Here is a 19,126-nt window from a genome sequence, read left to right as displayed (position 1 = left end):
AGCGTCGTGCAAACCAATTTCACCCTGGCCCAGCTTGCCGATCCCGAGAACGCGCGCAGCGAGCAGATCCTGCGCAAGTGCGTGCATTGCGGCTTCTGCACCGCCACCTGTCCGACCTTCGTGCTGCTGGGCGACGAACGCGACAGTCCGCGCGGACGTATCTATCTCATCAAGGCGATGCTGGAGGGCGACCGCGCGCCGACGATGCAGGAAGTCCGGCACGTCGATCGCTGCCTGTCGTGCCTGTCCTGCATGACGACCTGCCCGTCGGGCGTGAACTACATGCACCTGGTCGATCACGGCCGGCATCGCATCGAGGAGACCTATACCAGGGCTCCGGCCGATCGCTTCATGCGCGGCCTGCTGGCCTGGCTGATGCCGCGGCCCACGGCTTTCCGCTGGGCCATGGTGCTGGGGCGTCTCGCCAAGCCCTTGGCGCCGCTCCTGCCGGCGACCAGCAGCGATCCGGGCGGCGCCACCTTCCTGCGCCGGCTGCGCGCCATGCTCGATGCCGTGCCGCCGCACCTGCAGGGCCCGTCGCCGGTCGACCGGCCGCAGACCTTCGCGGCGAAAGGCTTGCGCCGTCGGCGCGTGGCGCTGATGCCGGGCTGCGGCCAGCAGGTGCTGGCGCCGGAGGTCAACGAGGCCACGGTGCGGCTGCTGACACGCCACGACATCGAAGTGGTGAACGTCGCGGGCTCGGGCTGCTGCGGCTCCTCGGTGCTTCATGTCGGGCGCAACGAGCAGGCGATCGCGCTGGCCAAGGCCAACATCACCGCCTGGCTGCGGGAGATGGACGGCGCCGGACTCGACGCCATCGTGATCAACGCCTCGGGCTGCGGCACGACGGTCAAGGACTACGGCAACATGCTGGCCGACGAGCCGGAATGGCACGAGAAGGCGCTGCAGGTCGCGAAGCTCGCCAAGGATGTGAGCGAGGTCATGCTCGAGATCGGGCTCGTGAACGTCGAGTCCAAGGGACTGACGGTGGCCTATCATTCGGCTTGCTCGATGCAGCACGGCCAGAAGGTGATCGAACAGCCCAAGCGGTTGCTGAGGGATGCCGGCTTCGTCGTGAAGGACGTGCCGGAAGGGCATCTCTGCTGCGGTTGGGCCGGCACCTACCAGGTGCTGCAGCCCGAACTGTCGCGCCGCCTGCGCGACCGCAAGGTGGCGAACATCGAGAGCGTGAAGCCCGACGTGATTGCGGCCGGCAACTTCGGCTGTATCGGCAACATCGCCGCGGGCACGGGCATACCCATCGCTCATACCGTCGAACTGCTGGACTGGGCGACGGGCGGTCCCAAGCCGGCGGCACTGGACTGAGCACGGAGGAAAGGGGAGGCATGAACGCTCTTCGCGCTTGCCTTGCCGCCCTTCTCGGATTGATGCTGGGCGTCAACGCGATGGCGCAGAACGCCGGGAGCGGCCCCGTGCTCGATACACTCTTCCTTAAGCTTCGCGATGCAACCGACCCGTCGGCGATTCGCACCCTCGAAGCGGCGATCTGGGAACAGTGGGTGATGGTTCCCGACATGAGCCAGCGCGCCCTGATGATGCGCGGCATTGCCGAGATGCAGCAGCAGCAATTCGAGAGCTCGATCGAGACCTTCACACGCCTGATCGACGTCGCGCCCGCCCTGTCGGAGGCCTGGAACAAGCGCGCGACGGCGCACTGGCTGACGGGCAACTTCACCGCATCGCTCGCCGACATCTGCGAGACGGTGAAGCGGGAGCCGCGCCATTTCGGCGCCTATTCCGGTCTCGGCATGATCCGCGCGGAAATGGGCGAGACCGCGCGTGCCGTTGCGGCCTTCGAGCTGGCCCGCAGGTGGAACCCGCATATCGCGGGAATCGACGACGAGATCGCGCGTCTGAAGGCCTTGGGCGGTGACCAGGGTGCCGATGCCGATCCGTTGGGTTGCGGCCGGCCCACGACGTAGGCAAAAGTCCTTCCCATTCGAATTCGGGAGTCATTCATGGCCACGTTGTATGTCGGCGGTCGTCTGTTCGATGGCGAGAAGGTGCAGGACGGGCAGGCGGTGCTGGAAGAGGGCGGCCGCATCAAGCGCGTCGCGCCGGCGGGCGAGTTCAAGGGCTTTGCCGGCGAGCGGGTCGACACGTCGGGGGCCACGCTCATTCCCGGCATCATCGACTGCCACGTCCATTCGCTGTCGGGCGCCGAGGGCAATCCCGGCGCCGTTCAGGATCGCCTGAGTGCCGCCCAGCTCACGGTGCGCGGCATGGAGTTCATGCGCCAGACCCTGGAAGGCGGCGTCACCGCGGTGCGCGACTGCGGCGGCAAGGACTATATCGAATTCGCGATCCGCGACGCCTACAATGCCGGCCGCTTCCTCGGTCCGACGATGCGCTGCGCCGGCCGCATGATCTGCATGACCGGCGGCCACGGCAATCGCGTCGGTCGCGTTGCCGACGGTGTCGACGAGGTGGTGAAGGCGGTGCGCGAGCAGGTCCACGCCGGCTCCGACCTGGTGAAGATCATGGCCACGGGCGGCGTGATGACCGCCGGCGTCAATCCCGAGGACGCGCATTACAGCGCCGAGGAGATGAAGGCCGGCATCTCGGAGGCCCATCGCTTCCACAAATGCTGCGCCAGCCATGCCCAGGGCGCGCTCGGTATCCTCAATGCCGTGCGCGGCGGCATCGATTCGATCGAGCACGGCATCTTCATGGACGAGGAGTGCTGCCGCGAGATGAAGGAGCGCGGCGTCTGGCTGGTGCCGACCTTGGCGGCGGTGAAGAACATCCTCAAGGGCTACGATGAGGGCGACCGTTCGATCCCCGACTATGTGATCGACAAGAGCCGCCGCGTCTTCGACCGTCACATCGCGGCGACCAAGATGTACTACGCGGCCGGCGGCCGCATCGCGATGGGCACCGACGCCGGGACGCCGCATAATCGCCATGGCGAGAATGCGCGCGAGCTCGAGTTCATGTGCGACATCGGCATTTCGAGCCGCGATTCGCTGTTCTTTGCGACCGCGAGTGCCGCCGACCTGATGCGCCTGGCCGATCACGGCCGCATCAAGGAAGGCAATGTGGCCGACTTCGTCCTGTGCGACGGCGACGCATTGGCTGACATCAAGCGCGCGGCCCGCAAGGAAAACCACCGTATGGTGGTCAAGCGCGGCCTCGTCGCCCGCGACAACCGGGCAGCCTTCGCCCAGGATGCCACCCGCGTCGCGGCGGAATAACGAGCACCGCAGGGCGATCCCGGAGCCTTCGTGGAAGAAATCTTCCTCATCCTCGTCGGGATCGCCTGGGCGCTCGGCACCCCGCTGATCGCCATCATCGCGCTGGTCCGCACGTCGGGCATCCGCGCGCAGAACGAACGGCTCGCGTCGGAACTCGCGGCGCTGCGCCGTCAGCTGGCCGCGGCGGTCGTGCAACCGGTGCCGCCCCCGGTCGAGGCCAGCCCCGTTCTGGAAGGGCCGGTCGAGGCCGCCGTGCCGCCGCCGCCGGCGCCGCCGTTCGTGCCGGAGCCGGAACCGTCGCTCGCAGCGCTGCAAGTCGAACCCGAGGCAATCGTCATCGGCGCGGATCTGCCGGCATCCCCGGCGTCCGCTGCAACTCCGCCAGCAATCCCAGCCATCGAGCCGGTGAGGGGCGGGTGGGAGCAACGGCTCGGCGCCCGCGCCTTCCTCTGGGTCGGCGCCATCACCCTGGCCTTGTCGGCCGTCTTCCTCGTCCGTTACTCGATCGAGGAGGGCTATCTCTCTCCCGAGGTGCGCGTCATCCTCGCAGCGCTGTTCGGCTTCGCCCTGATCGCGGGCGCCGAGCGGATGCGGTCGCGCGACGATCGCGTGTCGCAGGCGCTGGCGGCCGCGGGTGTTGCGGCGCTCTACGGATCGCTTCTGTCGGCCGTCGCGCTCTACGACATGATCTCGAAGGTCGCGGCGGGCGGCGGCGCGGCGGCCCTGACGGCCTTCGCGATCACCCTCTCGCTGCGCCACGGCATCCTCGTTGCGGCGCTCGCTTTCGTGGGCGGTTTCCTTAGCCCCGCGATCATCGGCAGCGAACAACCCAATACGCCGGTCCTGTTCGGCTATCTGCTGGCCATTGCCGCGGGCACGCTCACGGTCATCCGGATCCGCGGCTGGTGGGTACTGGGCTGGGGCGTCCTTGCCGGTTCGGCGCTTTGGACCTGCATCTGGATGCTCGCCGATCCCGACCTGCCCGAACTGCACTGGGTCGGCCTTTTCCTGGTGGCGCTTGCGGGGCTCTTCGTCTGGGCATCGTGGCGGCGCCTGCAGGAGAGCGAGAACCCGGCAAAGGACGTGCTGGCGCTGGTCTGGGCCGCGCTCGCGGTCACCGGTGGCCTGCTCGTCCTGGCCATCGCACAGGATCGCGGCATGCAGACGGCCGGCTGGCTGGCCTTGGCGGTGCACGGCATCGGCATCTTTGCCTTCTCGCGCTGGGCGCCGCGTTTTCAGTTCACCGCTGGCCTCGCGCCGGCCCTGTCGTTGGCGGCGCTGGCGCTGTGGTGGTGGACGGGGAGCGGGGTGGCAGCCGACTGGAACGATGGCCGCTTCGGTTGGCTCGTGACGATGTTCGGTGGTCTGTACGCCGGTGCGGCCTTCGCCCTGCTGTGGAACGCCGCGCGGCCGGGATTCTGGGCCGCCCTGTCGGTATCGGCCGCGCTCTCGCACTTCCTGTTCGCCTGGTATGTGCTGCGCGGCACCGCGACCGGTGGTGTCCCGTGGGGCCTGATCAGCGTCGGCCTCGCCGCACCCTTCCTCGTGGGCGCCGAGCGTCTCACCCGCTGGCGCGGGACGATGCCGGGGGCCACCGAAGCCCTGGGCTTCCTGGCGGCCGGCGTGACCTTCTTCATCGGCGCCGCGATCCCGCTCGAACTCAATCGCGAATGGATCACCGTCGCCTATGCGGTTGAACTGGCCGCGGTCGCCGCCATCTCCGCACAGCTCGGCCTGGTGACCCTGCGCCGGCTCTGCTGGCCGCTGCTGGCCATCGTTGTCGTGCGCTTCGTCGTCAATCCGGAGATCCTGACCTATCCGATCGGGCTGACGCCGATCCTCAACTGGATGCTGTGGGGTTACGGCATCTCGATCGCCGCGCTGGTCGTGGCGCTGCGCTTCCTGCGGCCGACCGGCGATGTCCAGCTCGTTCGTGCGGTCGAGGCGGCGGCCGCCTTGCTCACCTTCGTCCTGCTGACGCTCGAGGTCCGCAGCGTCTTTCAGCCGACGACGATGATGATGCCGGACGCGAGCTTCATGGAGCGCGCCTTCTATGTGCTGGTCTGGGGCGCCTTCGCGCTGGCAGCGCTGTGGAAGACGCGGCTCGACGGTGACCTCGTGGCGCTATGGGCGTGGCGGCTGAGCGGCGGCGTGGCTGTCGCGGTCGTCCTGATCGTGCAGGTGCTGGTCGCCAATCCGGTGTTCGAGCCGGCGGATGTCGGCCGGCTGCCCATCGTCAACGGGTTGTTGCTGGCCTATGCGATACCGGCGGCGATGGCGGCCCTGGCGCGTCGCTGGATCGACGTCGAGCCCGACCGGCGGGTCGATCTCCTCGTCGAGGCGGCGGCCTCGATCCTGGCCTTCGTCTACGTCTCGTTCGAAGTCCGCCACTTCTTCGATCCCGGCTTCGAGCGGCGCGGCTTCGGCGCGCATGGGCTGGAACTCTATGCCTATTCGATCGTCTGGCTGCTGTTCGGTGTCGCCCTGCTGGCGCTGGGCTTCCTGCGGCAGGCCGCGGCGCTGCGGCATGCCGGCATGGTGCTGGTCTGCATCGTGGTCGCCAAGGTCTTCCTGATCGATATGGCGGGGCTGCAGGGGCTGCTGCGGGTCTTCTCCTTCCTCGGCCTGGGCGCGGCGCTGATCGGTCTGGGCTACGCCTATCGCCGCTTCGGCTTCGACAGCAAGTGACCGGGGCGTCGTTTCCCGAACTCGGCCTGTCGCTCGACGCGTTGCGGGCCCTGCAACTCGACCGGCTGCGCGCCACGCTTGCCCATGCCTACGACAACCAGGCTCCGTACCGCGCCAAGTGCGAAGCCGCCGGCGTCCATCCAGACCAGCTCCTGAGCCTCGACGATCTGGGGCGCTTTCCCTTCACGGAGAAGGGCGACCTGCGCGACGCGTATCCCTACGGGATGCTGGCGATCCCGCGCGAACGTTGCGTGCGTCTGCACGCCTCCAGCGGCACGACGGGCCGGCCGACCGTCGTCGGCTACTCGGCGAAGGACATCGCCACCTGGGGCGAGCTGATGGCGCGGTCGCTGTTCGCGGGCGGCGCTCGGCCGGGCGACATCATCCACAACGCCTATGGCTACGGGCTCTTCACCGGCGGGTTGGGTGCCCATTACGGGGCCGAGCGGCTGGGCTGCACCGTGGTGCCCATGTCGGGCGGCTTCGGCGAGCGGCAGGTCCAGCTGATCCGCGAGTTCGGCGCCCGGATCGTGCTGATGACGCCGTCCTACATGCTGGCGATCGCCGATGAGTTCGAACGCCAGGGCATCGATCCACGCGATACGGCGATGCGCATCGGCATCTTCGGGGCCGAGCCGTGGACCGAGGGCATGCGCGCGGAGATCGAGCGCCGGCTCGGCATCGATGCCGTCGACATCTACGGGCTGAGCGAGGTCATGGGGCCGGGCGTCGCCTGCGAGTTCGTCGAGACCAAGGATGGGCCCACGATCTGGGAGGACCATTTCTATCCCGAGATCGTCGATCCGGTGACAGGCCAAGCCGTCGCCGAGGGCGAGGCGGGAGAGCTTGTGTTCACCACGCTGACGAAAGAGGCGATGCCCGTCGTCCGCTATCGCACGCGCGACCTTACGCGGCTGATGCCGGGTTCGGTCACGGCGATGCGGCGCATGGCCAAGGTCACGGGGCGCAGCGACGACATGCTGATCGTGCGCGGCGTCAATCTGTTCCCCAGCCAGGTCGAGGAACAGATCCTCCGCGACCCGGGCCTGAGCGGCCACTATGTCATGGAGCTGACGAGAACAGGCGCGCTGGACGATCTATTGGTGCGCGTCGAGGCGCGCCAGGTTCAGGAGCAGGCTGTGCGGGCTCAGTCGGCCGTCGAGCTGGCTCGCAGGCTCAAGGGCATGTGCGGTCTGTCGGCCGATGTCGAGGTGGCCGCGCCGGGAACGATCGAGCGGTCGCTGGGCAAGGCCCGCCGTGTCATCGACCGGCGCCCCAAGAACTAGAGGCCCGAGGCCAGGCGGATTCTGGCTTTCAGCAGCCCGGGATCGTCGGGGAGCTGGCTGTATTCGGGGGTGATGAGGGTCGCCTGCGAGACAGGCACGGCCGCCTTCGCACGGGCCACCGAGGCGTCGATGACGACCGCAAGCGTGATCAGGGCGGCGGCGATCACGAGCAGATCGATCCACGAAAAGCGAGACTTGCGAAGTTCATAGGGCACGGCGATCGCCCGCTTCTTCTTTTGGCCTGGGTTCATGATGGCCTCTGGCGAGAGTGTTATCGGCTGGGCTGGAAAGGTTGCTTATGAATATGCTTTCGGTCCGCCGCACGACCGGACTGGGGCGATACCAAGGACGTTTGTGTCAGCCGTATCCAATGGTGGCGCTGGCTACCGCGGCGAACGTCAGAATTGAAGCGGCGATGACCAGGAAGTCGATCCAGGTGAGCGACAGGCGGCGGCGCTTCATGGCCGGCCTCCGCCGTCGCTGCTGACCGCCGCGGGCGGCGCGGACGGGCCGGGTGCATGGCTCTGCGCCAGGACCCCGCCGGCAAAGATCACGATACAGATGACGACGAGCACGGCATCAACGGTGGCGAAATTGCGGCGAGACATGGAACTCCTCGTTGTGTTCGTCCGAGAACACTACGGAGAGCCGGGCGCGATCATCCCTCCCTGAGAATCATGCCTGCGCGCTGCAAGCGCGGAGGTCAGACGTAGGCGATGCGCAGGATGTTCGTGGCGCCGGGCGTGCCGAACGGGACGCCTGCCGTTACCACCAGCCGCTCGCCTTCCTTGGCCATCCCTTGCTGGCGGGCGACCCGCACGGCGCGCTGCACCATGTCGCCGAAATTGTGCGCGTCTTCGGTCCTCACCGGATGGACACCCCAGGTGAGTGTCATGCGGCGCGCCGTATCCAGGTTCGGCGTCAGGCAGAGGATTCGCACGTCGGGACGTTCGCGAGCGGCGCGCAGGGTCGTCGACCCGGTGTTGGTGTAGGTGACGATCGCCGCGGCCGACAATGTGTGGGCACACTGACGGGCGGCGGCGCTGATCGCGTCGGCCGTCGTCGCCTCGGGCTCGTGCCGGCTCGCATCCATCAGGCGGCGATAGAGCGGGTCGGTCTCGACGCTCTTCAGGATGCGATCCATCATCGTGACCGCTTCGACCGGGTAGCTGCCGGAGGCGGATTCGGCCGACAGCATGACGGCGTCGGTGCCGTCATAGACGGCCGTGGCCACGTCGGACACTTCGGCGCGGGTCGGCGTCGGCGCCAGAATCATCGACTCGAGCATCTGGGTCGCAACGATGGTCGGGCGGCCGGCCACGCGGCAGGCCGCGAGGATGCGCTTCTGCAGCGGCGGCACGGCTTCCGGCGGCATCTCCACGCCGAGGTCGCCGCGCGCGACCATGATGCCGTCGCTCTGCTCGATGATCTCGTCGAGATGCTCGATCGCCTGCGGCTTCTCCAGCTTGGCCATCACGGCCGCACGCCCGGCGACCAGCTTCTTCAGTTCGGCGATGTCGTTGGCGTGCTGCACGAAGGAGAGGGCGATCCAGTCGACGCCGATCGACAGGCCGAAGGCGAGGTCCTTGTGATCCTTCGGTGTCATGGGCGACATCGGCAGGACGAGGTTGGGCAGGTTGACGCCCTTGCGGTCGCTGAGGGTGCCGGCGACCTCGACCTCCGCGTCGATCGTCTCCTCGTCGTGCGCCACGATGCGCAGCCGCACCTTGCCGTCGTCGATCAGCAGGATGCCGTCCGGCTTGGCCGCCTTGAAGATCTCCGGATGGAGCAGGGGCACGCGCTCGGCCGTGCCGGGCTCGGGATTCATGTCGAAACGGACCGTCTGACCCTTCTTCACGACCATCGGCCCTTTGGCGAAGGTGCCCAGCCGCAGCTTCGGCCCCTGCAGATCGAGCAGGATCGCGATCGGGTGCTTGAACTCCTTCTCGAGCGCGCGCAGCTGCTCGACCCGCTGGCGGTGGTCCTCGTGCTGGCCGTGGCTGAAGTTCAGCCGGAAGACGTCGGCCCCGGCTTCGAACAGGGTTCGCAGCCGCTCCGTGGTCGAGGAGGCGGGGCCGAGCGTGGCGACGATCTTGGTGAATCGATTGCGGCGCATGCGGTCCAGTCTACTTCGAGGGAGACGACACTTTGAAGTCGCCTGCCGCTTCGTAAACCTTGACGACGGCGGCGTCATCCAGCTTGCCCCAGCCGGCGCCGGCCGCGGCAATGAAGAGCTGGTGCGCGGCGGCGGCCAGAGGCAGCGGCAGGCGCAATTCGTGACCGGTGTCGAGAACCAGGCCGAGATCCTTCACGAAGATCTCGACGGCCGACAAGGGCGTGTAATCGTCGTCGAGCATGTGCGGCACCCTGTTGCCGAACATCCAGGAGTTCCCGGCGCTGGCCGAGATCACTTCATAGACCGCGCGCGTATCGGCGCCGGCCTTGGCCGCGAGCGCCATCGCCTCGGCGGCCGTGGCGATGTGCACGCCGGCCAGGAGCTGGTTCACCGTCTTCACCAGCGACCCAATGCCCGCCTTGTCGCCGAGGCGAAACACTTTCGCCGAGGTGGCCGACAGGATCGACTCCGCCGCCGCGAAGGCCTTGGCATTCCCGGACGACATGAAGGTGAGTTCGCCGGACTCGGCGCGCGCCCGTCCGCCCGACATGGGCGCATCGAGCAGCTCATGGCCGGTCGTCGCGAGACGCTCGTCGAGCTTGCGGATGAAGGCCGCGGGACAGGTGGCGCACTGCATGACCACGCCTCCCTTGCGCAGGGCGGCGACCGCACCGCCCTCGCCATAGAGCACCGCTTCGACCTGCTGCGCGTTGACGACAGCGACGACGACCACATCGGCGGTCTTCGCGGCTTCGGCAGGTGTCGCTTCCGTCGTGCCGCCGGCGGCCACGAAGGCCTCGCGCGCCGCGGCGCTGGGATCGACGCCGATCACCTTGTGGCCGTGCTTCAGCAGGTTCTTCGCCATGCCGAGGCCCATCGAGCCCAGGCCCACGAAGGCGATGACGGGAGTGTTCTTGTCGGTCATGGCTCAGGCCTTGATGCCGTACTTGGCCGCCCAGCCGAGGCCGGCGCCGGTCGTGGTCTTCGGCTTGTACTCGAGCCCGACATAGCCGTCGTAGCCCAGCCGATCGAGCACATCGAGCAGGTAGAGGTGATTGACCTCGCCGATGTCGGGCTCGTTGCGGTCGGGGTTGCCGGCGATCTGCACGTGCGCGGTGATCGGGAACAGCCGCTCCATCCGCCTCTGCAGATCGCCCTCGGTGACCTGCAGGTGATAGAGGTCGAGCTGCAGGCGCAGATGCGGCGCCCCGACCTCGCCGATGATCGCCTTCACCTGGTCGGTCGTGTTGGTGAAGTAGCCGGGAATGTCGCGATGATTGATCGGCTCCAGCACGATGGTGATGTCCATCTTGGCCGTGCGGTCGCAGATCTTCTTCAGGTTCGCAATGAAGGTGCGGTGCATCGCCTTCACGTCGGCGCCGGGCGCGATCATCCCGGACATGACATGCAGGGTCCGGCATTCGAGGGCCTGCGCGTAATCCAGCGCCTTGTCGATGGCGGCGGCGAACTCGGCCTCGCGGCCGGGAAGGGCAGCCAGGCCGCGCTCGCCCTTGCTGGCGTCGCCCGGCGGCAGGTTGAATAGCGCCTGGGTGAGCCTGTGCTTCTTCAGTTCGGCGGCGATCTCGGCGGCCGGCGCTTCATAGGGAAACAGGATCTCGACGGCCTTGAAGCCATGTGCCGCGGCGGCGCCGAAGCGCTGCAGGAACGGCACTTCCTGGTAGATCCACGAGAGATTGGCGGCGAGCTTGGGCATTCTTCGGGTCCAATCAGGAAGGATAGGCTTCTTCGACGTCCCGCACCTGGGCATCCGAGAGGGTACGCAGCTTGAAGCCCTGCAGCAGCAGGTGGAGCTTGGCCGTCTCCTCGAGCTCCTCGATCGAGGCGGAGGCGGCGGACAGCGAGGTTCCGGCGACGACCGGGCCATGATTGGCCAGCAGCACGGCGCGATGGCCCTTGGCGTAGTCGCGGATGGCGTCGGCGAGCTTCGGGTCGCCCGGCCTGTAGTAGGGCACCAGCGGCAGTTTGCCGACCCGCATCACGAAGTAGGGCGTGATCGGCGGCAGGGTCGTCTCGGCATTGTGGTGGCAGGACGGATCGAGGCAGGAGATCGCCACCGCATGCGTGCAGTGGAGATGGACGATCGCACCGTCCTTGGGCCGCACGTCGTAGACCGAGCGATGCAGCAGCGCTTCCTTGGTCGGCGGATCGCCGGCGACATGCTTGCCCGACAGATCGATCTTGGAGAGCTGGCCGGGCTCGAGTTCGCCCAGCGAGGAGTTGGTCGGCGTCATCAGCCAGCCATCGGCCACGCGCGCGCTGATATTGCCGGAGGTGCCGGGGCACAGGCCCCGGGCGGCAAGCTTGGCGCCCAGCGCGCAGATCTGCTCGCGGATCTTGGTTTCTGCGGTGCTCATAGCCTGTCGAATGCCTTGGTGAAGAAATCGGGCGCGCCGAAATTTCCGGACTTCAGCGCGAGCAGGATCGGCCTGGCGCCCACGGATGCCGTCCACGGCACACCGGGATCGATCTCGGGGCCAATGCGCAGCGCCGTGACGTCGAGCGCGCTGACAACCGCACCCGAGGTCTCGCCGCCTGCGACGACGAGGCGGCCGACGCCGGCCTCGACGAGGCCACGGGCCAGCGCCGCCATCGTCCTCTCGATCGCCTGGCTCGATTTCTCGATGCCGTATTTTGCCTGCAGTGACTTCACTGCCTCGGGCGTGTCGCTGGCCGACAGCAGGATCGGGCCGTTACCGAGTTTATCTTTGGCCCAGTCGAGCGCCTTGCCGGCGACATCCTCGCCGCGGCAGATCGCGTCGGTATCGAGCGCCAGATGCGCACCCGTGAAAGCCTTGATCTGGCCGAGTGTCGCCGCCGAGCAGGAGCCGGCCAGCACCGCTGCGGCGCCCTCGATCCTGGGCAGCGTGTCGGCGCCGGAGCGATGAGCCATCAGCCCGCGTCGGCGATAGGCGGCGGGCAGGCCGAGTGCCACGCCCGAGCCGCCGGTGACCAGCGTATCGTCCCCGATCGCTTCGCCGATGATGCCGAGGTCGGTGTCGGCCACGGCATCGACCACGACGTGCCGAACGCCGTCGGTGGCGAGCTTGTCGAGCGCTTCACGCAGGACGGCAGAGCCGGACTGGACCTGCTTCAAGGCGACGAGGCCGACCGTGTGCGGCGTCTGTCGCGCCAGCACGCGCACCAGGCTGGCATCGGTCATCGGCGTCAGCGGATGGTGCTTCATGTGCGAGTCCGAGAGCAGCACGTCACCCACGAACAGATGCCCGAAGAAGATCGTGCGGCCGTTCACCGGGAAAGCAGGGCAGTAGATCGCCTGCTTCGCTTTCAGCGCGTCGAGCAGCGCATCGCCGACGGGACCGATATTGCCGGCGTCGGTCGAATCGAACGTCGAGCAGTACTTGAAGAAGAAGCGTACGCAGCCGGCCGCCTGCAACGCCTTCAGCGCGGCGAGCGATTGCGCGACCGCGTCGGCCGCCGGGATAGAGCGCGTCTTCAGCGCGACGACGACGGCATCGACGTCGCCGGGGATCGTGCCCGTCGCCGGCACGCCGATTGTCTGGATCGTGCGCATGCCGCCCTTGACGAGCATGCCCGCGATGTCCGTTGCGCCGGTGAAGTCGTCGGCGATCACTCCGAGAATGGCCATGCCCGACCCTAGGCGATCACGGTCGCGGGCATCCAGAACTTTCGGCGCCGGGAGCGTCGTCGGGCCTCGTCCTCGCCGTCGTAGTGGTGCAACGGCGGTGCAGCATCGAAGGTGTCGCGAATGACGAGCGCGTTGACGTTGACGATGCCGATGGCGCCGTTTTCCTCGGGCATCACGGCGCCGACATAGGTGCCGCAACGGGCACAAAGCAGGTAGTCGGTGATGCCGAGGCCGAAGCGGTAGCGCGACAGGGCGTTTGGTGCGCTGCGGAATTCCACGCTTCCCGTCGGATCGCCCATGGTGCGGGCGCCGTGGCGGCGGCAGAAGCTGCAGGCGCAGCGTCCGACCCGCATCTCCTCCGGAGTCTTGTCGGAGGTGAGGGTGATCGCGATCGCGCCGCAGTGGCAGGAGCCGGGATAGGTCGTCATGGCGCGATCAGGGTGACGCGGAAATCGTTGACGTTGGTCCGCGTCGGACCGGTGATCAGGCCATCGCCCAGCAGCTCGAAGAAGCCATGCCCGTCATTGTCGTCGAGCATGGCCTGCGGATCGCGGCCCTGGGCGCGCGCCCGGGCGAGCGTATCCGGCGTGAAGACCGCGCCGGCAATGTCTTCGGCGCCGTCGACGCCGTCGGTGTCGGCCGAAAGGCCCCAGATGCCGCGCGCGCCGTCGGCGGCGATGACCTCGGCCAACAGGTATTCGACGTTGCGACCGCCACGGCCCTTGCCGCGCACCGTGACGGTTGTCTCGCCGCCCGAGAGGATCGCCACCGGCTTGCCGCCGCGCCTGGCGATCTCGAGGGCCTGGCGCGCGTGCGCGGCGCCCAGTTCGCGGGCCTCACCCTCGAGATTGTCGCCCAGCATGACGACCTCGATGCCGTGCTCCCTTGCAACGGTGGCGGCCGCTTCGAGCGAGCGCTTGGGGGTGGCCACCATGATCGTCTCGACATTGGCGAGGCGCGGATCGCCGGGTTTCGGCGTCTCCTCGATGCGGCCGGCGGCGCCTTCCTGAAGATGCCTGAGGACGGCCGATGGCGGATCGATCCGGTACTTCGCGAGGACAGCGAGCGCATCGGCGAACGTCGTCTTGTCGGCAACGGTGGGGCCGGAGCCGATGACGCCCGGGTCATCGTTCGGCACGTCGGAGATCAGCCAGGAAAGCACGCGCGCCGGTTGGGCGGCGATTGCGAGGCGGCCGCCCTTGATGGCCGAGAGGTGCTTTCGCACCGTGTTCATCTCGACGATGTTGGCGCCAGACTTCAGCAGCGCCCGATTGACGTCCTGCTTGTCGTTGAGGGTGAGGCCCGGTGCTGGGAGTGCGAGCAAAGCCGAGGCGCCGCCCGAGATCAGGCAGAGCAGGAGATCGTCGGAGCTCAGCCCCTGGACGCGCTCGTAGATGCGGCCGGCCGCCTCGCGCCCCTTGTCGTCGGGAACGGGGTGCGCGGCCTCGACGATCTCGATGCGCCTGCAGGCCTCGCCATAGCCGTAGCGTGTCACCACCAGCCCTTCGAGCGGATGAGGCCACTGATCCTCGACGGCGCGGGCCATGGCGGCACTGGCCTTGCCGGCGCCGATCACGATCGTGCGGCCCTTGGGTGGCTGCAGTTTTTCAATGTACGGCGCAAGGCAGGTGGCGGGACGGGCGGCGGCAAGCGCGGCGTCGAAGAGGGCGCGCAGCAGGGCGCGGGCGTCGGCATCTTTCATTTGCCCGATCTTCGCACTATAGGGGCGCGATGCAACCGTTGCTCCGGCCGGGCGATCCGCCGCCGTTCTCCGTCTTCAACGAACAGGGGCGGGCGCCGCTGTTGCTGCTCTGCGATCACGCCAGCAAGGCGGTGCCTCACGCGCTGGGCGATCTCGGTCTTCCCGAGAGTGAACTGGCGCGGCACATCGGTTGGGATATTGGCGGGCTCGACGCGGCAGTCGAACTGGCGAAGGCGCTCGACGCGCCGCTGGTCTCGTCCGGCTATTCTCGGCTGGTGATCGACTGCAACCGCTGGCCGGGCGGCGAGGGCTCGACGCCGGAGGTCAGCGACGAGACGGTCATTCCGGCCAACAAGGACCTGACCCGGGAACAGGTCGAGGCCCGGGCCGAGGCCTGCTTCTGGCCCTATCATCGCGAGGTCGACCGGCTGCTCGACGCCATGACGGACGGCGGCCGCACGGTCTGCCTGCTGGTGATGCACAGCTTCACGCCGGTGATGAAGGGCTTCGTGCGGCCCTGGCATGTCGGCGTGCTGTGGAACGACGATCCGCGCCTGCCCGAGCCGCTGCTGGCCGAACTACGCCGCGATCCTTCGCTGGTGGTCGGCGACAACGAGCCCTATTCGGCGCGCGCGTCCTACGAATACACGCTGACCGCCCATGCGCGGCCGCGGGCGCTGCCGCATTGTTCGCTGGAAGTACGGCAGGATCTCATGGGCACGCCCGACGATGCCCGCGCCTGGGGGCGGCGGCTGGCGCCGGCGATTTCGGCGGCCGTCGACAAGGCTCTGTCACAGGCCGCGGCGGCGTCTGGTTAAGCGTCGTGCGCGACCCTATATCGACGTAACGACTTCGGCCTGCACCCTGAGGAGGCGATCATGGACGACAAGACCCGTACGGAACTCGAAGCCGCCGCCTTCCGGCGTTTGGTGTCGCACCTCCAGGAGCGGACCGACGTCCAGAACATCGACCTGATGAACCTGGCTGGATTCTGCCGGAACTGCCTGTCGCGCTGGTATCGCGAGGAGGCGGGCAAGCAGGGCATCGAGATCGCCGATCCGAAGGCCCGTGAGATCGTCTACGGCATGCCCTACGACGAGTGGAAGGCCAAGCACCAGAAGGATGCGTCGGCCGACCAGAAGAAGGCCTTCGACAAGGCCCACAAGCACGGCTGAACGGACTAGCCGGGCCAGGTATCGATCGCTTCGGCGAAGCGGGAGAGTTCCTCTAGAAGTCGCTTTTGGCCGTTGTCGCCAAGTTTCTGCAGCCGGCTGCGCTGCACGTCGAAGACGCGGGGGATGGCTTCGTTGATGACGGCCTCGCCCGAGGCCGTCAGCTGGACGCGCAACGTCCGGCGATCGCTCGGCTCCGCAAGCCGGGCGATCAGGTTCTGGGATTCCAGCTTGTTCAACCGGCTCGTCAGTCCCGCACCGCTGAGGAGCAGCGACTGCACGAGCTGCTTGGGCGTGAGGCAGTAGGGTGTGCCGGCGCGCCTCAGCGCGGTCAGCACGTCGAACGTCCCGCGGGTCAGGCCGAAGGGAACCAGCGCTTCCTCGATGAAAGCAGTGCACTGGATCTGGATGCGCGCGATCAGGCCGTAGATCTGCACCGGGCTGGTGTCGATGTCCGGCCGCTCGGTGCGCCACTGCGAGAAGATGGCATCCACCTGGTCACGCGCGGCCCGGGCGCCGGCCGTCGGGCGCCGGCCCGGCCGCTGCGGCTTCGCCTCCGGCGTTTCCGGGGCGCCTTCGTTTTCCAGCTTGCCGCTGCCCATCTTTCCTCCGTCGAAGCCCGTCATGGCACGCGCCGGTTCAGGGCGTCCAGTTGACGACACGGCGCTCGATCCATTCGATTCCATGGAAGAGGGCGATGCTGAGCAGAGTCAGCAGCGCGATGGCGGCGAAGGCGAGAGGGGTCTGCGACTGCGACGTCGAGATCAGGATGAGGTAGCCCAGCCCTTCCTGCGCCGCCACGAACTCGCCGATGACCGAGCCGATGACGGCGAAGGTCACCGCCACCTTGCAGCCGGTGAAGAAGTGCGGCAGCGCCACGGGAACCCGAAGGCGCCGGAAGATCATGTGCTGCGAGGCGCCCAGCGACCGCATGAGGTCGAGCATGGTGCGCGGGGCGGCTTCCAGGCCGGCGATCAGGTTGACCAGGATCGGGAAGAAGCAGACCAGGATGACGATCACGATCTTCGGCCATTCCGAGAGACCGAGCCACAGGATGATCAGGGGAGCCACGGCGACCTTGGGCACCGACTGGAGGCCGAGCAGGATCGGATAGAGGAGCCGGCGGGCGGTGGCGTTCAGGGCGATCAGCACGGCCAGCGGCAGGGACAGCGCGATGGCGAGCAGGAAGCCGACCATCGTCTCGCGCAAGGTCACGAGACTGTTGAGCGCCAGTTCGGGGGCCCATTGCAACGCGGTCCTTCCGATCTCGGTCGGGGCGGGCAGGATCCACGCGGGAATCACGAACACGCGGACGGACAGTTCCCAGGCAACGAGCAGTACCAGGTAGACCGCCGGGATGGTGGCGCGGCCGGCCAGGCTCGAGGAAGAAGACGCGTTCATCGCTCAGGCCCTGCGGTCGAAGATGATGTCGCGGATCTGCTGCTTGAGCTCCTGGAAGCGCGGCAGTCTTGCTGTGTCGGCGTTGCGCGGGCGCGGCAGGTCGACCTCGATGTCGGCGCGGATCCGCCCGGGCCGCGGGGACATGACCAGCACGCGGTCGCTGAGCAGGATCGCCTCCTCGATGTCGTGCGTGATGAGGAAGGCGGTGCGCCCGAGATCCTGCCAGAGGCCGGACAGTTCGAGCGACAGTTCCTCGCGCGTCAGCGCATCGAGCGCGCCGAACGGCTCGTCGAGCAGCAGCAGGCGCGGATCGGCGAGCAGGGCCCGGCAGAGCGCCGCGCGCTGGCGCATGCCGCCGGACAACATCTGGGGGCGATGATTGGCGAACGCGGCGAGGCCGGTCATCTCGAGAAGACGCAGCGCGCGCTCCCGCGCCGCCGCCTTGGGCAGTGCGAGAACGTCGGCCGGGAGCAGCATGTTTTCCAGTACCGTGTTCCAGGGGAACAGCACGTGCTCCTGGAAGACGATACCGACCTCGTGGGAGGGCGCGTCGAGCGGCGTGCCGTAGCGCATCATCGTGCCGCCGTCGGGCATCTCCAGGCCGGCGACCAGACGCAGCAGGGTGGACTTGCCGCAGCCGGAGGGGCCGACGACGGCGACGAAGCTGCCAGTCGGGATGTGCAGGTCGATCGGCCCGAGCGCATGGACCGACGTTCCCGCCGCGCCGGGGTAGTGCTTGCTCACCCCCCGGAGATCGATGGCCGCCACGTCCGCCGCCGGCGGAGGGGCGGCCGCCAGGCCACCGGCGGCCACCATCATTCGACGAAGCCCGGCGCGTAGAGCTGCGCCGGCTGCACGGGCGACTTCAAGGTGAAGTTGGCCGACATGACCTCGACGGTGCCCGCGATGCTCTTCGGGTTGATGCTGCCCAGCGGCTGGCCGGGCACGGTCGCGAGTTCTCCCACAAGCTTGGTCTCGCCCTCGATGATCGCCGGCGCCAGTTCCTTCTGGTACTTGGCCATGATGGCGGCGGCTTCGGCCGGATTGGCGAAGGCGTCCTTCATGCCCTTGATCGTCGCCTTGACGAAGGCGCGCACGAGTTCGGGCTGCTTGGCGATCGTCTCCTCCGACGCGATCAGTCCGTTGCCGTAGTAATCGAGGCCGGAATCCTTGTAGGCGATTCGGACCGTTTCCTTGGGCGCGATGGCTGCCGCGATCAGCGGTTCTCCCACCGAGAACTGGCCGATCGCATCGACCCGCCCGTTGGCGAGCAGTGAGGGTAGGGCGGAGCCTTCCGCGACCACCCACTTCACCTTGTTGGCGTCGATGCCGGCCGCCTTGGCGAAGGCGGGGAACAGCAGGCGGACCGAACTCGATGCGGTATCGGCGATCGTCTTGCCTTCGAGATCCTTGGGAGAGGCGATGCCCGTTCCCTTCACGCCGAAGATGGCCTGCGGCGGCCGTGCGTAGACGATCGAGACCAGCTTCACCGGGACGCCGTCATTGCCGCGGGCCAACACGAGCGAGCCTGCGTCGGCAAAGCCGATCGTGGCGAGGCCGGCAGCCACCTTCTTGATTGCATCGGCCGAGCCCTGGCCGCGCAGGAAGGTCACGTCGAGGCCGGCTTCCTTGTAGTAGCCCTTCTCGCGCGCGACGTAGAAATAGGCGTGCCGCCCGTTGAAGCCGAAGTCGGTGATGAAGTTCACGTCGGTCGCGTGGGCCGGCGCCGCACTGGCTGCAGCCATGCCGGCGACGAGGCCGATTGCGGCGGCTAGACGTCCAAGCAGTTTCATAGATCACATCCTCGGTTCGAACTGGGAAGGCCCCCTGCAGGCTGCGGCGCCATCGCCGCCACTGAGCGTTCCGAAGGCTTTGCATATTTCATTCCATATCGAATGAAAAGCCGGGATTGGTTTCA

The 19,126-nt window shown here is 67.8% G+C and carries 20 protein-coding genes; 7 read left to right on the top strand and 13 right to left on the bottom strand.

Annotated features, from left to right (window positions below):
• Positions 1 to 6: 6 nt before the first annotated feature.
• From glcF to paaK, 5 genes are read left to right on the top strand one after another with little or no spacing between them, the layout of a single operon-like run.
• On the top strand, positions 7 to 1,326 hold the full coding sequence (gene glcF / locus ACO07I_RS04790) for a glycolate oxidase subunit GlcF (protein WP_422014854.1): 1,320 nt from the start codon (positions 7 to 9) through the stop codon (positions 1,324 to 1,326).
• 20 nt (positions 1,327 to 1,346) lie between these two features.
• Entirely contained in the window at positions 1,347 to 1,943 is a 597-nt protein-coding gene (locus ACO07I_RS04785) for a tetratricopeptide repeat protein (protein WP_422014852.1), read from the top strand.
• Positions 1,944 to 1,979: 36 nt separating this feature from the next.
• A complete protein-coding gene (locus tag ACO07I_RS04780) occupies positions 1,980 to 3,215 on the top strand; it encodes an amidohydrolase family protein (RefSeq protein WP_422014850.1) in 1,236 nt (411 codons plus the stop codon).
• Between the two features lie 30 nt (positions 3,216 to 3,245).
• A complete protein-coding gene (locus ACO07I_RS04775) occupies positions 3,246 to 5,903 on the top strand; it encodes a DUF2339 domain-containing protein (RefSeq protein WP_422014848.1) in 2,658 nt (885 codons plus the stop codon).
• Entirely contained in the window at positions 5,900 to 7,189 is a 1,290-nt protein-coding gene (paaK, locus tag ACO07I_RS04770) for a phenylacetate--CoA ligase PaaK (protein WP_422014846.1), read from the top strand. Before ACO07I_RS04775 ends, paaK begins: the two co-directional genes overlap by 4 nt.
• On the opposite strand, the gene ACO07I_RS04765 is transcribed toward paaK, so the two are convergent.
• The 9 genes from ACO07I_RS04765 to ACO07I_RS04725 form a co-directional block, all read right to left on the bottom strand.
• Positions 7,186 to 7,440, bottom strand: a complete 255-nt coding sequence (locus ACO07I_RS04765) for a hypothetical protein (RefSeq protein WP_422014844.1) — start codon at positions 7,438 to 7,440, stop codon at positions 7,186 to 7,188. The two genes, paaK and ACO07I_RS04765, sit on opposite strands and share 4 nt — an antisense overlap.
• A 207-nt stretch (positions 7,441 to 7,647) precedes the next feature.
• Positions 7,648 to 7,797: a hypothetical protein gene (locus ACO07I_RS04760; RefSeq protein WP_422014842.1), complete on the bottom strand. Its 150-nt coding sequence runs from the start codon at positions 7,795 to 7,797 to the stop codon at positions 7,648 to 7,650.
• Positions 7,798 to 7,892: 95 nt separating this feature from the next.
• Positions 7,893 to 9,305, bottom strand: coding sequence for a pyruvate kinase (gene pyk, locus ACO07I_RS04755; RefSeq protein ID WP_422014840.1), 1,413 nt, complete (start codon positions 9,303 to 9,305; stop codon positions 7,893 to 7,895).
• Between the two features lie 10 nt (positions 9,306 to 9,315).
• Positions 9,316 to 10,230 carry an L-threonate dehydrogenase gene (ltnD, locus tag ACO07I_RS04750; protein WP_422014838.1) on the bottom strand — a complete coding sequence of 305 codons (915 nt, stop codon included), beginning with the start codon at positions 10,228 to 10,230 and terminating at the stop codon, positions 9,316 to 9,318.
• Positions 10,231 to 10,233: 3 nt separating this feature from the next.
• On the bottom strand, positions 10,234 to 11,019 hold the full coding sequence (otnI, locus tag ACO07I_RS04745; protein WP_422014836.1) for a 2-oxo-tetronate isomerase: 786 nt from the start codon (positions 11,017 to 11,019) through the stop codon (positions 10,234 to 10,236).
• 13 nt (positions 11,020 to 11,032) lie between these two features.
• Positions 11,033 to 11,680 carry a 3-oxo-tetronate 4-phosphate decarboxylase gene (gene otnC, locus ACO07I_RS04740; protein WP_422014834.1) on the bottom strand — a complete coding sequence of 216 codons (648 nt, stop codon included), beginning with the start codon at positions 11,678 to 11,680 and terminating at the stop codon, positions 11,033 to 11,035.
• Positions 11,677 to 12,933, bottom strand: coding sequence for a 3-oxo-tetronate kinase (gene otnK / locus ACO07I_RS04735; RefSeq protein ID WP_422014832.1), 1,257 nt, complete (start codon positions 12,931 to 12,933; stop codon positions 11,677 to 11,679). The genes otnC and otnK overlap by 4 nt, the downstream gene beginning before the upstream one ends.
• Before the next feature lie 8 nt (positions 12,934 to 12,941).
• Positions 12,942 to 13,361: a GFA family protein gene (locus ACO07I_RS04730; RefSeq protein WP_422014830.1), complete on the bottom strand. Its 420-nt coding sequence runs from the start codon at positions 13,359 to 13,361 to the stop codon at positions 12,942 to 12,944.
• The gene (locus ACO07I_RS04725) at positions 13,358 to 14,635 is read right to left on the bottom strand and encodes a glycerate kinase type-2 family protein (RefSeq protein WP_422014828.1); all 1,278 of its coding nucleotides are present in this window, start codon (positions 14,633 to 14,635) and stop codon (positions 13,358 to 13,360) included. Before ACO07I_RS04725 ends, ACO07I_RS04730 begins: the two co-directional genes overlap by 4 nt.
• 29 nt (positions 14,636 to 14,664) lie before the next feature.
• Between ACO07I_RS04725 and ACO07I_RS04720 the strand changes: the two genes are divergently transcribed.
• Together ACO07I_RS04720 and ACO07I_RS04715 are read left to right on the top strand one after the other, a co-directional pair.
• Positions 14,665 to 15,453 (top strand): N-formylglutamate amidohydrolase, encoded by a 789-nt coding sequence (locus ACO07I_RS04720; protein WP_422014826.1) that lies wholly within the window; start codon positions 14,665 to 14,667, stop codon positions 15,451 to 15,453.
• A gap of 60 nt (positions 15,454 to 15,513) precedes the next feature.
• A complete protein-coding gene (locus ACO07I_RS04715; RefSeq protein ID WP_422014824.1) occupies positions 15,514 to 15,810 on the top strand; it encodes a DUF1244 domain-containing protein in 297 nt (98 codons plus the stop codon).
• 5 nt (positions 15,811 to 15,815) lie between these two features.
• On the opposite strand, the gene ACO07I_RS04710 is transcribed toward ACO07I_RS04715, so the two are convergent.
• From ACO07I_RS04710 to ACO07I_RS04695, 4 genes are read right to left on the bottom strand one after another with little or no spacing between them, the layout of a single operon-like run.
• Positions 15,816 to 16,433: a MarR family winged helix-turn-helix transcriptional regulator gene (locus ACO07I_RS04710; RefSeq protein ID WP_422014822.1), complete on the bottom strand. Its 618-nt coding sequence runs from the start codon at positions 16,431 to 16,433 to the stop codon at positions 15,816 to 15,818.
• Between the two features lie 13 nt (positions 16,434 to 16,446).
• The gene (locus ACO07I_RS04705) at positions 16,447 to 17,208 is read right to left on the bottom strand and encodes an ABC transporter permease (protein ID WP_422014820.1); all 762 of its coding nucleotides are present in this window, start codon (positions 17,206 to 17,208) and stop codon (positions 16,447 to 16,449) included.
• 3 nt (positions 17,209 to 17,211) lie between these two features.
• Positions 17,212 to 18,027: an ABC transporter ATP-binding protein gene (locus ACO07I_RS04700; protein ID WP_422014818.1), complete on the bottom strand. Its 816-nt coding sequence runs from the start codon at positions 18,025 to 18,027 to the stop codon at positions 17,212 to 17,214.
• Positions 18,024 to 19,001, bottom strand: coding sequence for an ABC transporter substrate-binding protein (locus tag ACO07I_RS04695; RefSeq protein ID WP_422014816.1), 978 nt, complete (start codon positions 18,999 to 19,001; stop codon positions 18,024 to 18,026). The genes ACO07I_RS04700 and ACO07I_RS04695 overlap by 4 nt, the downstream gene beginning before the upstream one ends.
• Positions 19,002 to 19,126: the final 125 nt, after the last annotated feature.

The organism is Reyranella sp., assembly GCF_965227665.1.
In the GTDB taxonomy this organism is placed as follows: domain Bacteria; phylum Pseudomonadota; class Alphaproteobacteria; order Reyranellales; family Reyranellaceae; genus Reyranella.
The sequence above is the reverse complement of the archived record's forward strand: the minus strand, read 5'-3'. Positions and strand labels throughout refer to the sequence as shown.